Raw genomic sequence first — 12,722 nt, forward strand, 5'->3', positions numbered from 1 at the left:
GAACTCGTCGAAACAGACATCCCACCCACAACATCGTCAACATTGATCAGACGCCCTCCAACTGCGTGACAACGCCGACGTACGGCGGCGAACGACCGCGCACACCCCGTTCGCCCGGACCGAAACCGACTGGCGAGCTCGGCCCCTCACGGACGAGCATGTGCGCATGAGTGACCAACCCGCGCGATGGAGCCAGGCCACCGTCTACCCCGACATGTGGGCCGACCCGGACGACGACCCCCGCAACAGCGAAGGTGCCAGTCCGGACGGCGAGCTTGCGACGCTGCAGGACTTCCTGACGAACTACCGCACAACCCTGCGGATGAAGTGCGAGGGCCTGGATGCGGAGCAACTGGCCCGTCGGTCGGTTCCGCCGTCGACGATGTCGCTGCTCGGCCTGATCCGGCACCTCGCCGAGGTGGAACGGGACTGGCGCAACTGGATCAGCGACGGTGATCCGCTGCCGAAGCTGTACGGCGAGCGTGACGCGGACTTCGACAGGGCTGTCGCCGAGCAGGCCGAGGTCGACGCCGCGTACTCCGATCTGGAGCGCGAGCAGGCCGCGATGGACGCCGCGCTGGCCGAGCACCCGGATCTGGGCGAACGTCTGGGGAAGGACGGGATCGCAGTTCGGGAGCTGATGGTGCACAGGATCGAGGAGTACGCCCGTCACTGCGGGCACGCCGACCTGCTGCGCGAGTGCATCGACGGAAGGGTGGGCCAGTGACGAGTCCGGGTGTCTGAACCTACTGGGATGGACCCGCCGGGCACCTTCCAGAAATCGGTCATAGGATGACGGAAGGTAGTGAAAGCGACACCTGGGAGGCCGTGATGGCGGCTCTCCGCTTCGTAGTCGAACCGGACGAGGGGAATTCGATCTGGCTCGGGGGCCTGGGGGTCGATTTCAAGATCGGGGGCGAGGACACCGGCAACCAGTTCTCGATCGTCGAGCACCCGATCGAGCCGGGCCGTCTCATACCGCCGCACGTGCACAGCCGCGAGGACGAGTACACCTACGTCCTGCAGGGCCGGGTCGGCGCCCGGGTGGGTGACTACGAGGCAACGGCAGGGCCGGGCTCGTACATCATCAAGCCGCGAGAGATCCTGCACACCGTCTGGAACGCCGGACCGGAACCGGCGAGGGTCCTGGAGATCATCTCCCCCGCCGGCTTCGAGGAGTTCTTCGAAGAGCTGGGGAGGGCCGCCGAGACGGCGGCCGATCCTGCCGAGTTCCTCCAGCGACGCGCCGAGCTGGGCGAGCGGCACGGCCTGGGATTCTCGGACGAGTGGGTCGCCGAACTCACCGCCAGGTACGGGCTCAAGCTGCTCGGCGAACCGTGACCGCGGTACCCGCCGCCGCCCGTCCTCCCGTCGGCTTCGCCCCACCGGGTCCGGGTGAGGAGCCTTGGTGGGCGGCACTTGCGTCCGCAAGGGCCGTGCCCCCGATTCGTGAGACGCGCCGCATCAGTTCTCACATATAAGACCACAAGACAGGTCTTATTTACCCATGCACACATATACGCGGCGCACCTTGCTCGGTGCCTCGATCGTGGCGGCCGGCTCGGGAGTCCTGACCGCCTGTACCGGGTCCGGCGCGTACCCCGGTGCCACCGGCCGGACGGGTGGCAGGCACAGCGGCGGTTTCGTCCCCAAGGGGCCCAAGGGATACGTCAACCCGTCCGATCCCGAGGTCGTCGCCGTCGAGAAGAAGCGCGGCGCCGGTCCCGTCCGCAGGTTCACGCTCACCGCCACCGAGACCTCCCTCGACCTGGGCGGACGGACCGTCAGGTCATGGGCGTACGGCGACACGCTGCCCGGCAAGGAGGTCCGGGTCACCGCGGGCGACGTACTGGATCTCACGCTCGCCAACCATCTGCGCGAGGCGACGACGCTGCACTCGCACGGTATCCGGATGCGCTGCGACATGGACGGCGTACCGGGCCTGACCCAGTACTCCATCAAGCCCGGCGCGGACTTCACCTACCGTTTCGCGGTGGCGGACCCGGGCACGTACTGGCTGCATTCGCACTCGGGCATGCAGCTCGACCGCGGCCTGTACGCCCCGCTGATCGTCGAGGACCCCAGGGAGCCGTTGTCCTACGACAAGGAGTGGGTCGTCGTCCTGGACGACTGGCTGGACGGCGTGGCCGGATCCACCCCGGACGGCGTGCTCGCGCAGTTGCGGAACGGCAAGGGCGAGCCGATGGACATGGGTGAGGGGGACGTACACAACGGTTCGGACCATGACAGGTCCGCCGGCCCCTCCCGCATCCTGCGGGGCTCCCACAGCCGCATCCTGGAGAGCGAGGGAGGCAATGTCGACTACCCGTACTACCTGGTCAACGGCCGCCTTCCGCAGGCTCCCTCGGTCTTCCGGGCCCGCCCCGGGGACCGCATCCGGCTGCGGATCATCAACGCCGGGGGCGACACCGCCTTCCGGGTGGCACTGGGCGATCACGAGATGACGGTGACGCACACGGACGGCTACCCGGTCGAGCACACGAAGACGGACGCGCTGCTGCTCGGTATGGCCGAACGCTACGACGTGCTGATCACCGCCAAGGACGGGGTGTTCCCGCTGGTCGCGCTCGCCGAGGGCAAGGGCGCACGCGCCCTGGCAGTCCTGCGCACCGGCAGCGGGACGCTCCCCCCGCCCTCCGTGCATCCGGACGAGCTCGAGGGCCGGCTTGTGCCCGCCCGACGGCTCCTGCCGGACGAGTCCGTGGCCCTCGGCGACGAAGAACCGGACCGCGAGATGCGCATCAAACTGACCGGCGGTATGGAGAACTTCGACTGGGGCTTCGATCACAAGCCCTACTCCATCGAGCAACGCGTCCCGGTCCGGGAAGGTGAACGGGTCCGCCTGACTCTCATCAACGCCACCGACATGTGGCACCCCATGCACCTGCACGGCCACACGTTCGCCCTCACCGGCATCGACGCGGCCGGAGCCCGCAAGGACACCGCCCACGTACGGCCCCACCGCAAACTCGTCATCGACTTCTACGCCGACAACCCGGGCCTGTGGATGCTGCACTGCCACAACCAGTACCACTCCGAGTCCGGCATGATGACCATCCTCGGCTACCGGAAGTGACGATGGCTCAGGTTCCGCTACCGGCTGCGGGTACCGAGGCCGCGGAGGCGTACCCGCGGCACGAACCCGAGTCGGCCGTCAGTCCGGCCGTTGGCGGGCAGCGAGCAGCGCGACGTCGTCCTCGTGGGCGCCGTGCGCCAGGCGGGCCAGGAGGGTGTCGAGCATGGCCTCCAGCGGGTTCTCCGTGGGCAGGTGCAGATCGGTGAGGGCGCGCAGCCGGGTGTCGATGTCCGTGCCGCGCTGCTCCACCAGCCCGTCGGTGTAGAGCAGAAGGACGGTGCCGGGCTCGGTCGGGACGGTGACGGACTCGTAGTCTCCGAGTTCGGCGCCGAGGGGTGGGCCGGCCGGGAGCCACAGCATTTCGGAGGTTCCCCCGGGGTGGACGGCGAGCGGCGGCAGGTGCCCGGCGCTGGCTGCGGTGCAGGTGCCGGCCTGGGGATCCATGAGGACGAGAAGGCAGGTGGCGACACGGTCGAGTCCGATGTGCGCGACCCGGCGGTCGACCTCGCCGAGGATGTCGTCGACGGGCATGTCGGAGGCGGCGACGGTGCGCAGGAGGGAGCGGTACTGGCTCATGGTGACGGCGGCCTGGAAGCCGTGGCCCATCACGTCTCCCATGACCAGCAGGGTGCGGCCGCCGGGCAGGGCGAGCGAGTCGTACCAGTCACCGCCGACGAGGGCGCTGCGGCCGGAGGGCAGATAGCGGGTGGCGACCTCGACACCGGGGTGGGGGCTGCCCGGTTCGGACAGCAGGGCGCGCTGCAGCTCCAGTGCCATGGTGTGCTCACGGGTGTACCGGCGGGCGCTGTCGATGGCCACGGCTGCTCGCCCGGCCAGGCCCTGGGCCGTGACGACGTCGTCCTCGCTGAAGGGCGCTGACGCACCGGCCCGCCCCAGGATCACGACACCGACACAGCGTCCTGCTGTGGGCAGCGGGACGACAAGAACCGAGTGGACCCCGGCCGCGCGGAAGATCCTCACCCGCTCGGGGTCGACCGTCACCTTCTCGATCAGTTCGTCCGTGGCCAGATTGCCCAGCCATGGCCGCCCGGTGTCCATGCACCGCCGGGTGACCGAAGTCCGCGGGAGGTCCAGGTACTCATCGGGTCCGCCCAGGTGACGTAAGTGCCATCTCAGTTCCTGCGGCGCGGAGAGTGCCGTCTTGCGCAGTCGGAGCATGCCGGGAGCCGGCGTACCGCAGAACTCGTCCTCGACGATCCCGACCGCGGCGACATCGGCCATGGAGGGCGCAAGGAAGTCGGCCAGTTCGGTGCACGTGGTCTCGATGTCGAGTGTGGTGCCGATCCGGGTGGCCGCAAGGTCCAGCAGGGCAAGCCGCTGGTGTGCGTTCTCGAGGTCGTCCAGGTATCGGCCGAGGTTGCTGACCTCGACGCCGATCCCGCACAGGGCAAGGCCTCGGTCCCGCGTCTTCAGCCGGTGGAAGACCCCACGCCACAGCCTGCGACCGAGGTGGGAGGGGACGCGTGTGGTGCCCGTGAAGGTCGCCTCCCTGGGCCGGCCGTCCTCCAGCACCTTGAGCAGGACGTCGTCGGGCCAGGAGACGTCGGGCAGCACCTCACCCAGAGGCCGGCCCAGATACGCGGCGGCGGGGACGCCACTGACCCGGACCCAGGCGGGGTTGACGTAGAGATAGCGGAGCCGCTCGTCGAGCATCACCACGGGAGCCAGGGTCTCTTCGATGATCCGGCGCAGCAGTCCGCACTCGCACTCCCCGTCCATCAGGTCGTCCATCAGGTCGTCCATCGACCTCGGCGCCTCTCTCTGATCACCGTCCTGACCAGGGAAATCCCTCCCCCCATCCTGTGGCAGAGACCGGTGGGGCGCATCCCGGCCCAGCTCCGTACGGAGCCGACGCAGGACCATGGGACCGGCCGGGGCCGGCAGCCACTCGCATCAGCCTGCAAGACCATGCCTGCGGCCATGGACGAGAACGAGCCAGGGGCGATCCGCCCCTCGATGATTCCCGGACGGCGACCGCACCTTCGAATCCGCAGCTGAGGACGCCCCGGGGAAGGTGGCGCCCAGCCACACCGTGACATGTGGGGTCACTGTGGCCCAGGTCGGCCGCTTCCGGTTGACGCAATTCGCCCCCATGTCCACAGGGGTGTGGATAGCGTGATCCGCCCTGGAGATCCAGGTCACATCCGACGAAGGGGGATGGCAGGGACGTGGACACTTCTCCATACGTGGCGTGGGCGCTGACGGCATTTCCGTACCCGGAAGGCTGGACGTATCCCGATCCTCGGAAGTCGCCGGCGGGTGTCGTGCAGGCGGCGGCGAATCTGGCCCGCGCGTACGACCATCATCGGCGCGGCACCGAGACCGACCAGATCCCGTTCTGGCTGGGTGTCGGTCTCAACGGGCTGGCGACGGAGCTCGTGCAGCAGGGCAGGTCCAAAGAGGCCGTGCTCGCCTTCCAGGTGGCCTACCAGGTCCTCATCGGTGACCCGGACGCGGGCGCTCCCCCGCAGCACGTCGACAAGGCCGCGTACTTCAGCCGCCGTAACCTCCAGTCGCTCGGAGCGTCCACCACGACGTCGCTCCCCGAGGCCGTGGACGCGCCGATCCTCGACCTGACCGACATCCTCGGTGAGGGAGAGGCCGCGCAGTCGGCGCCCGCCGAGCACGAGCCGGGGGCCGGACGGGGCGGAGAGGCTCCGCGGCAGTACGGCTCCGACCAGGACCCTGTCACCGCCCAGGACCTCATCAAGAGGCTTGCCGGCGGCTGGGCTCCCGGCCGGGTGCCGATCGACGAAGCGAGCGAGGCCCTGCTGACCTACTTCTCCGGGGTGAGCGGCCAGCTCGGTGCCTTCGAGCGGGACCTGAGGCGCGAGTACCGCGCGGATGTCGAAGCGGTCGCTGCGCTGTTCCCGGAGGGAATGCCGCTGGAACGGCAGGACCTGGAGTCGCTCGCCCAGCGGATGCGGCGGTTCGCCTTCGACGGGAAGACGCTGGAGGAGCGTGGTGAACGCCGCGTCCGCTGGCTGGTCTCCGCGACCACCAACTACCGCGTGTGGAAGATGCCAGGCGGTATCCCCACCAACGGCCCTCAGGTGCTCATCGACCTCATGGGCTACATCGGTGCCATCCTCAGCAGCGAGAAGCGCTACCAGGACTCGGCCCGCGACCTGCTGCTCGACTGTACGGAAGCCCAGGTCTGCATCGCGCACAGCCTGCCCGCGGTGGTGCTCGGCCGGTTCCCCTATCTGCGCGGCTGGCTCCTGGCGTCCGTCGGCACGTATCTCATGCTGTCCGGGCCCAACCCCTCGCGACCGCAGGACAGTTACTACGACGAGCGCGTCTACAGCGAGCAGGCCACCCACCGCGGTCTGCACCGGGCGCAGCGTGAGCAGTGGCCGGAGATCCTGCTCCGGCAGTGGCGCGACGGGGAGAGCCTGAAGGGCGCCTGCTTCGCCCTCGCGTCCGTCTCCGGGTGGGACGCCCTGCGCGCCCAGTGGCTCGTGGACCGTATCTTCGAGGCTTCGGCCGACGACCGCAGGGAGCTCGACAAGAACTTCTGGCGCCAGGCCGTCGACGAGCTGATGAGCGCGGCCGGCAAGGTCCGGGTGGCCACCAACCCGTGGTCCCACGAGGAGGCCGGTCTTTCCCGCGGAAGCGTCATCACCAGCGACGACGCGGGCCGGCTGCGCATTCCCTCGCCCGTGCTCCAGGCGGCGGTGGCGCAGGGGCTGTCGCCCGGCGACGTGATCACCGTCCACGGCAACCTGTTCAAGGGACGCCGGATGCCCACGTTCCTGCTCACGAACCGCTATGGTCCGCTCTCCGTACTCAAGGTCGACTACCGCGACAAAGTGGTGCGCGAGGTCGGCAACTTCAAGCGGTACGCCAAGCGGCTCCACCAGAGCAACCGGCCCAGTGAGTGCGCCTCTCACGCCATGGAGATGTACCTCGGCGAGAACGGCGACCCGCTGCGCGCGATCGAGACCGCCTATGCCTTCGAAGAAGGCGAGAAGCCGCTCACCCTGAGTTCCTGGATCCAGCAGGCCGAAGCCGATGACGCGACGACCGTGGTGGACAGGTTGCTGCTGAACACCATGCGTCCGTGGCTCGCCCATGTGCGGCGTGACCGGGTCGACCTGCGGTCCGAGTACCCGGTCTTCCGGCCCACCCCCACCTCCGACAAGCAGTTCCCCGACAGCTGGGCCGCGGTCGAACTGTCCCGGATCACCGACGACCGGGTGCTGTCGGAGCTCGGCGCGCGACTTCGCATCGACGAACAAGCCGTCGGTCAGTGGGCGGCGAAGGCGCCCGGCCTGCTGGACGCCATGGCGCGCACGGGCGACGACGTCGAGTGGGTGAACCCCTTGTGGTTCGCCGCGGAACTGGCTGAAGTGGGCAGCGGGACGTTGACCTCGGTCATCGACTCGTTCCAGGTCGGGCTGCGGGACTTCGACACCCTCCTCGCCCTGTCCCATGGTGATCTGCACTTCGACAACGTCCTGTGCACGTCCGGCGGCCATCTGCCCAAGACCGTGCTCATCGACTTCGAGAGCGCGCACTACGGCCATGTGTGCAAGGACCTTGCCCGGCTCGAGGCGAGCGTGCTGTGCCAGGTGTTCACCTGGGACGAGGAGGCGGCCACCCGGATCGCCCACCGGATCGCCGACGGCTGCTTCCGGCCGGAGGCGAGTCTGCTGCTGCCCCTGGACGACGTGGACTCACTCACCCGCGCCGAGCTCGTCGCCCTCACCGTCACCCGGCGGATCAGGGAGATCGCCGACGGGTGCGGACAAGGACACTGGCCGATCCGCAAGGAGGAGTACCAGCTGGCGCTCGCCGGTGCATTGATCCCCATGGCGCGCTACACCACGATGTCGGTCCCGCAGCGCTGGTTCGCGATCACCCTGAGCACCATCCTCACCTCGGCTCTCCAGCACCGGTGGAAAGCCGCGGAGGCAGAGGGCATGGACTCTTGAGCGAGTGGATAAGCACGGTCATCGCCCTTTCCGCCCTGGGGCTGTCGGCAGTCACCGCATACACACAGCACCGCAACCGCAAGAAGGAGATCCTCGCGGCCCGGGTGACGGCGTACTTCCACCGCACCTCCGAGTTCGCGAAGATCAAGCTTCCTGACGGCACGCTGCGTCAGGCGGGCTACCACCTGGTGATCTGGAACCACGGGCCCGCGCCCGCGGAGAACGTGGAGCTGGAGGTCAAGGACAGGGAGGGCGTCGGGGTGACGCTGGCGGACTGCCCGGACGACGAGTTCCCGCTGGAACGCATTGACGCCTCGGGCCGCTACCCGGTTCCGTGGCTCCCGACGGCAGACGCACACCGGGGCGCGCGCCGGTTCACCGTCGTACTGCGCTGGCAGGACGGCAATGGGAGGCAGGAGCGGGTTCTGCCGATTCGGCGCGGCGAGACCAACTCCTGACCGCGAGGGTGCAGTTGCCCCCGGGGCGTCCGCCCCGGGGGCATGTCGCGCTCCGCCCGCGTCCGGCCACCCCGCTCGGGTCGGTCCCGCAACCCCCGCGACAGTTCATGTTCATGAATAAGGATCAAGTACGCGTCTATTGACGCGTTCACGGCGGCAGCTCTAGCGTCCCGAGAAAGCGCTTTCCCTCGTCCGGATCACATATTCGGCCGTCCAGCTCACTCACGCCCGTTTCACGTTCATGAACCTGATGGCACCCGCTGACCAACCAGGAGACAACGATGCAACGAAGAGCCGCCCTCATGTGCGTCAGCCTGCTGACCGGCACGCTCACCGCACTCTCCGGCACCATGGCGCAGGCCGCGACCGCCCGGTACGAGGCCGAGACCTCACCGTCCGTCTGCACCGGCACCATCGACTCCGACTGGGCCGGTTACTCGGGCAGCGGGTTCTGCAACGGCACCAACGCGGTCGGCGCCCACGCACAGTTCACCGTGAACGCCCCCGCCGCGGGCACCGCGACGCTGAGGGTCCGCTTCGCCAACGGAACCACCACCGCGCGCCCGGCCGGCCTGGTCGTCAACGGGTCCACGGTGCAGACCCCCTCGTTCGAAGGCACGGGCGCCTGGTCGACCTGGGTCACCAAGACCCTGACCGTGTCGCTGAACGCGGGCAGCAACACCGTACGGCTCAACCCGACCACCGCCGCCGGGCTGCCGAACATCGACCACCTCGAGGTCGAGACGGGCGGCGACACCACCCCGCCGCCGGCCGCCGACGCGCTGTACGTGGCGCCGAACGGCACCGACAGCGCGGCCGGAACCCAGACGGCTCCCACCACGCTCACCTCGGCGATCAGCCGCATCACCCCCGGCGGCACGATCTACCTGCGCGGCGGGACGTACCACCACTCACAGACGATCACCATCCCGGCCGGCAACAACGGCACCGCCGGCGCCCGTACGAAGCTGTCCGCCTACCCCGGTGAGACCCCGGTCCTGAACTTCTCCGCCCAGAGCGAGTCCTCGTCCAACCGCGGGCTCGCCGTGAACGGGTCGTACTGGCATGTCTCCGGCATCGTCGTCGAACGGGCCGGCGACAACGGGATCTTCGCCGGCGGCAGCAACAACGTCTTCGAGCGCACGGTGACCCGCTTCAACCGTGACACGGGCCTGCAGCTCTCGCGGATGGCATCCACCACCCCGCGCGAGCAGTGGCCGTCCAACAACCTCATCCTGAGCGCCGAGTCGCACGACAACGCCGACTCCGACGGCGAGGACGCCGACGGCTTCGCCGCGAAGCTCACCTCCGGCCCCGGGAACGTCTTCCGCCACGCCGTCGCCCACAACAACATCGACGACGGCTGGGACCTCTACACCTACGCCGACGAGGGCCCCATCGGCGCGGTGACCATCGAGGACTCCCTCGCCTACGAGAACGGCACCCTCAGCGACGGCTCCCAGGCCGGGAACGGCGACCGCAACGGCTACAAGCTCGGCGGCGAGGACGTCCCGGTCAACCACGTCGTCCGGCGCAGCATCGCCTACGACAACGGCAAGCACGGGTTCACCTACAACCGGAACCCCGGCACGATGACGGTCTCGGACAACGTCAGCATCGACAACACCGAGCGCAACTTCTCTTTCGACGCGGGCACTTCGGTGTTCCGCAGCAACACCTCGTGCCGCAGCGGCAGTGGGACGAACGACCGGATCGTCGGTGACGCCGACAGCTCGAACCAGTTCTGGTCCGGTTCGAACGGCTCCCGGTGCTCCTCGTACGCCGGTGCCCTGCACTGGTCCTACGCGGCGGACGGACGCCTGGTCGTGACGTTCGGCGGGAATCAGGTGACGCCGTAACGGACCCCTTCGCGGCCACCGCGTCGCCCCGGCCGGCACCCCAGGTGCCGGCCGGGGCTCCGCTCCACCGGGTGGCGCCCCTCGCCCGACGTCACGCCTCCACTGCTGCCGGCCTCGCCCCGGCCTCCCGCCGGCCCCGGGCCAGGCACCCCGTCACCGCGAGCGACGCGGCCGCCATCGCCGTCATCGCCGTGGCCGGGGAGGTCAGTTGGGCCACGGTGCCCGCGAGGGCCGCTGCCACACCCTGCATGGTGAGCATGCCAGCCGAGCGCAACCCGAGAGCGTGGCCCGCGTGTTCGTCGGGGGTGAGGGACATCAGGCGCTCCTGCTGGACCAGGCTCGCGGCGAACCCGACGTTGGAGAGGCACACGGCCAAGGCGGCCAGGACCACCCCTGGCCGCAACACGAAGAGCAGATACGGCGTCGCCAGCAGCAGAAGCAGCGGGGTGGCCAGCCGGGGGCGCAGGGCGGGCGGTACGAAACGGCCGATGATCACGTCACCGGCGAACATGCCCAGCGCCCCGCACGCGAACAGCGCGCCGGCGGCGTGCGGGGCGTAGGAGACGTAGAGGGAATCGCAGCCGACGACCAGGCCGTTGGGGATCCACAGGCCCAGGTAGGTGAGGCGGCGCGGGCGCGAGGACCACAGGAAGGCGTTCGTGCGCCACGTCGCCGCGACCGAGAGACGGCCCGAGGAGCGTGGCGCGCGGGCGGTCAGGCCCAGGCGGTAGCCCAGGGCCGACGTGGCGTACAGCGTCGCCGCGAGGAGCAGGCAGGTGCGCGGGGACAGGAACGCCAGGAGCGCGCCGCCGGTCGCGAAACCGATGACCTGCATCAGCCCGGAGGCCATGTTGAACACCGAACGCCCCAGCACAAAGCCGTCCTTGGGGAGGATCTCGTTGAGCAGGCCCCCGGTCACTCCCCCGCCCAGCGACGCGATCAGGCCCTGCACGAGGACGACGCCGAAGACCGCCCAGATCGGCAGTCCGGGCAGTGCCAGCACCGCCGTGAGGGCCGCGAAGGCGAGACCCGTCCCGGCCAGCGTCGACCGAGGGGGCAGCCGGTCGGCGCCCGAGAGCAGGAAGGTCGCGCCCAGCACCTGCGCCAGCTGCGGCCCGAACATGCTCATCGCCGACAGCAGCGGCGAGTCGGTGGCCCGGTAGACCAGCGTGGCGAGCGACAGACCGCCGATCGTCAGGGCCGCGTTGTAGGCGGCGTAGGAGAGGAAGAAGGGGGTGAACTCCGGGGTGCGGAAGAGATCGCGGTAACTGCGCATGCACGGGAGTCTCGGAGCAGCCGGGAGGCGGTCGTTATTGTTTCGCTCGTCGGCGAAACCTACGGGGGTGGTCATGGGCTGGTGGCAGCTGAACGCCGACACCCTCGCCCGCAGCCGGTTCGCGTTGTCCCCGTTCGCCGAGACCTTCGCGAGCCTGAAACTGCTGCACGCCGGCACCGGCGCCCATCCCGGCGAGGAGGCCTGGCTGCGCGCCCACCTGCCCGGCTACCGTGCGCTCCTCGCGGCCGACCCGGTGACCGCGCAGCTCGTCCGCGCCGGGCTCGGCAAGTCCTGGATCGCCGACTTCCTCGCACCCCTCCCGTGCGACGGGGAGCCCCTCGAAGAGACGCTGGCCCAGGTGCGTGCGACCGACCCCGCCGAGGCCCGCGCCGACCTCCGCGTCTCCCTCCCCGGCCCCCTCCCCGCCGCCCTGGAACGGGACGACCTGCCGGACCGGGCGGCCGCGCTCCTGCAGTACGTCTGGACGGAGACCGTACGGCCGCATTGGGACCGTCGGCGGCGCATCCTGGAGGCGGACGTGGTCGCCCGGACCGCGCAGGTGAGCCGGGGCGGTTGGGCGGCCGTACTGGACTCCCTGAAGCCGGGGCAGACGCGCTGGCTCGGCGACAACCGGCTCCAGGTGAACGTGCACGAGTACCCGCCCCGCGATATTTCCGGTGCCGAACTCGTCCTCGTGCCGGTCACGCCGGGGCACGGCTGGGTGTACTGGGAGGAACCGCGGCGATACGCCATCGTCTACGGCTGCACGGGCACCCTCGCCGACCCCGGCGCCCGGCTCGTGCCCGCGAGCCTCGGCGTGCTGCTCGGCACCGCGCGGGCGGGGGTGCTCGTCCTCCTCGACTCACCCATGAGTACGAGCCAGTTGGTCGCCGTGACCGGACAGGGGCTCGGCTCGGTCGGGCGGCATCTGAAGGTGCTGCTGGACGCGGGGCTGGTGCAGCGGCGGCGGGCGGGGCGGTCGGTGCTGTACTCGCGCACGGCGGCCGGGGAGGTACTCGTGAAGGCGGCGGCACCGGGCCACGGGCCCGACACCTACCGGAGCTAGCATCCGCT

Annotated in this window: 9 protein-coding genes; 7 read left to right on the top strand and 2 right to left on the bottom strand. The window is 69.8% G+C overall.

Annotated elements, in window-relative coordinates:
- Positions 1-166 precede the first annotated feature (166 nt).
- The 3 genes from ACFV7R_RS11910 to ACFV7R_RS11920 all read left to right on the top strand — a co-directional run bounded on the left by ACFV7R_RS11910 (position 167) and on the right by ACFV7R_RS11920 (position 3,097).
- Positions 167-727, top strand: coding sequence for a DinB family protein (locus tag ACFV7R_RS11910; RefSeq protein WP_385262692.1), 561 nt, complete (start codon positions 167-169; stop codon positions 725-727).
- A 65-nt stretch (positions 728-792) separates the two neighbouring features.
- Positions 793-1,341, top strand: a complete 549-nt coding sequence (locus ACFV7R_RS11915; protein WP_385262694.1) for a cupin domain-containing protein — start codon at positions 793-795, stop codon at positions 1,339-1,341.
- Between the two features lie 166 nt (positions 1,342-1,507).
- Positions 1,508-3,097: a multicopper oxidase family protein gene (locus ACFV7R_RS11920; RefSeq protein WP_385262697.1), complete on the top strand. Its 1,590-nt coding sequence runs from the start codon at positions 1,508-1,510 to the stop codon at positions 3,095-3,097.
- 78 nt (positions 3,098-3,175) lie between these two features.
- Here ACFV7R_RS11920 and ACFV7R_RS11925 read toward each other — a convergent pair whose 3' ends face one another.
- Positions 3,176-4,861: a SpoIIE family protein phosphatase gene (locus tag ACFV7R_RS11925; RefSeq protein ID WP_385262700.1), complete on the bottom strand. Its 1,686-nt coding sequence runs from the start codon at positions 4,859-4,861 to the stop codon at positions 3,176-3,178.
- A gap of 425 nt (positions 4,862-5,286) precedes the next feature.
- On the opposite strand from ACFV7R_RS11925, the gene ACFV7R_RS11930 reads away from it, so the two are divergent.
- The 3 genes from ACFV7R_RS11930 (at position 5,287) to ACFV7R_RS11940 (ending at position 10,372) form a co-directional block, all read left to right on the top strand.
- Positions 5,287-8,055 carry a phosphotransferase gene (locus ACFV7R_RS11930; protein ID WP_385262701.1) on the top strand — a complete coding sequence of 923 codons (2,769 nt, stop codon included), beginning with the start codon at positions 5,287-5,289 and terminating at the stop codon, positions 8,053-8,055.
- Positions 8,052-8,513, top strand: a complete 462-nt coding sequence (locus tag ACFV7R_RS11935) for a hypothetical protein (RefSeq protein WP_385262702.1) — start codon at positions 8,052-8,054, stop codon at positions 8,511-8,513. Before ACFV7R_RS11930 ends, ACFV7R_RS11935 begins: the two co-directional genes overlap by 4 nt.
- A 281-nt stretch (positions 8,514-8,794) precedes the next feature.
- Complete coding sequence (locus ACFV7R_RS11940; protein ID WP_385262704.1) at positions 8,795-10,372, top strand: carbohydrate-binding protein; 1,578 nt, start codon at positions 8,795-8,797, stop codon at positions 10,370-10,372.
- A 91-nt stretch (positions 10,373-10,463) separates the two neighbouring features.
- On the opposite strand, the gene ACFV7R_RS11945 is transcribed toward ACFV7R_RS11940, so the two are convergent.
- Positions 10,464-11,648 (bottom strand): MFS transporter, encoded by a 1,185-nt coding sequence (locus ACFV7R_RS11945; protein ID WP_385262707.1) that lies wholly within the window; start codon positions 11,646-11,648, stop codon positions 10,464-10,466.
- A 73-nt stretch (positions 11,649-11,721) separates the two neighbouring features.
- Here ACFV7R_RS11945 and ACFV7R_RS11950 point away from each other — a divergent pair, with 73 nt between their 5' ends.
- Entirely contained in the window at positions 11,722-12,714 is a 993-nt protein-coding gene (locus ACFV7R_RS11950) for a winged helix-turn-helix domain-containing protein (protein ID WP_385262709.1), read from the top strand.
- The last annotated feature ends 8 nt before the right edge of the window (positions 12,715-12,722 follow it).

It is taken from the genome of Streptomyces sp. NPDC059866 (assembly GCF_042731325.1).
Lineage (GTDB): Bacteria > Actinomycetota > Actinomycetes > Streptomycetales > Streptomycetaceae > Streptomyces > Streptomyces flavusporus.

Bases quoted from the DNA above. Each gene is read 5' to 3' on its own strand.
- ACFV7R_RS11910 (WP_385262692.1), top strand. From the start codon at position 167: ATGAGTGACCAACCCGCGCGATGGAGCCAGGCCACCGTCTACCCCGAC.
- ACFV7R_RS11915 (WP_385262694.1), top strand. From the start codon at position 793: ATGACGGAAGGTAGTGAAAGCGACACCTGGGAGGCCGTGATGGCGGCT.
- ACFV7R_RS11920 (WP_385262697.1), top strand. From the start codon at position 1,508: ATGCACACATATACGCGGCGCACCTTGCTCGGTGCCTCGATCGTGGCG.
- ACFV7R_RS11925 (WP_385262700.1), bottom strand. From the start codon at position 4,861: ATGGACGACCTGATGGACGACCTGATGGACGGGGAGTGCGAGTGCGGA.
- ACFV7R_RS11940 (WP_385262704.1), top strand. From the start codon at position 8,795: ATGCAACGAAGAGCCGCCCTCATGTGCGTCAGCCTGCTGACCGGCACG.
- ACFV7R_RS11945 (WP_385262707.1), bottom strand. From the start codon at position 11,648: ATGCGCAGTTACCGCGATCTCTTCCGCACCCCGGAGTTCACCCCCTTC.
- ACFV7R_RS11950 (WP_385262709.1), top strand. From the start codon at position 11,722: ATGGGCTGGTGGCAGCTGAACGCCGACACCCTCGCCCGCAGCCGGTTC.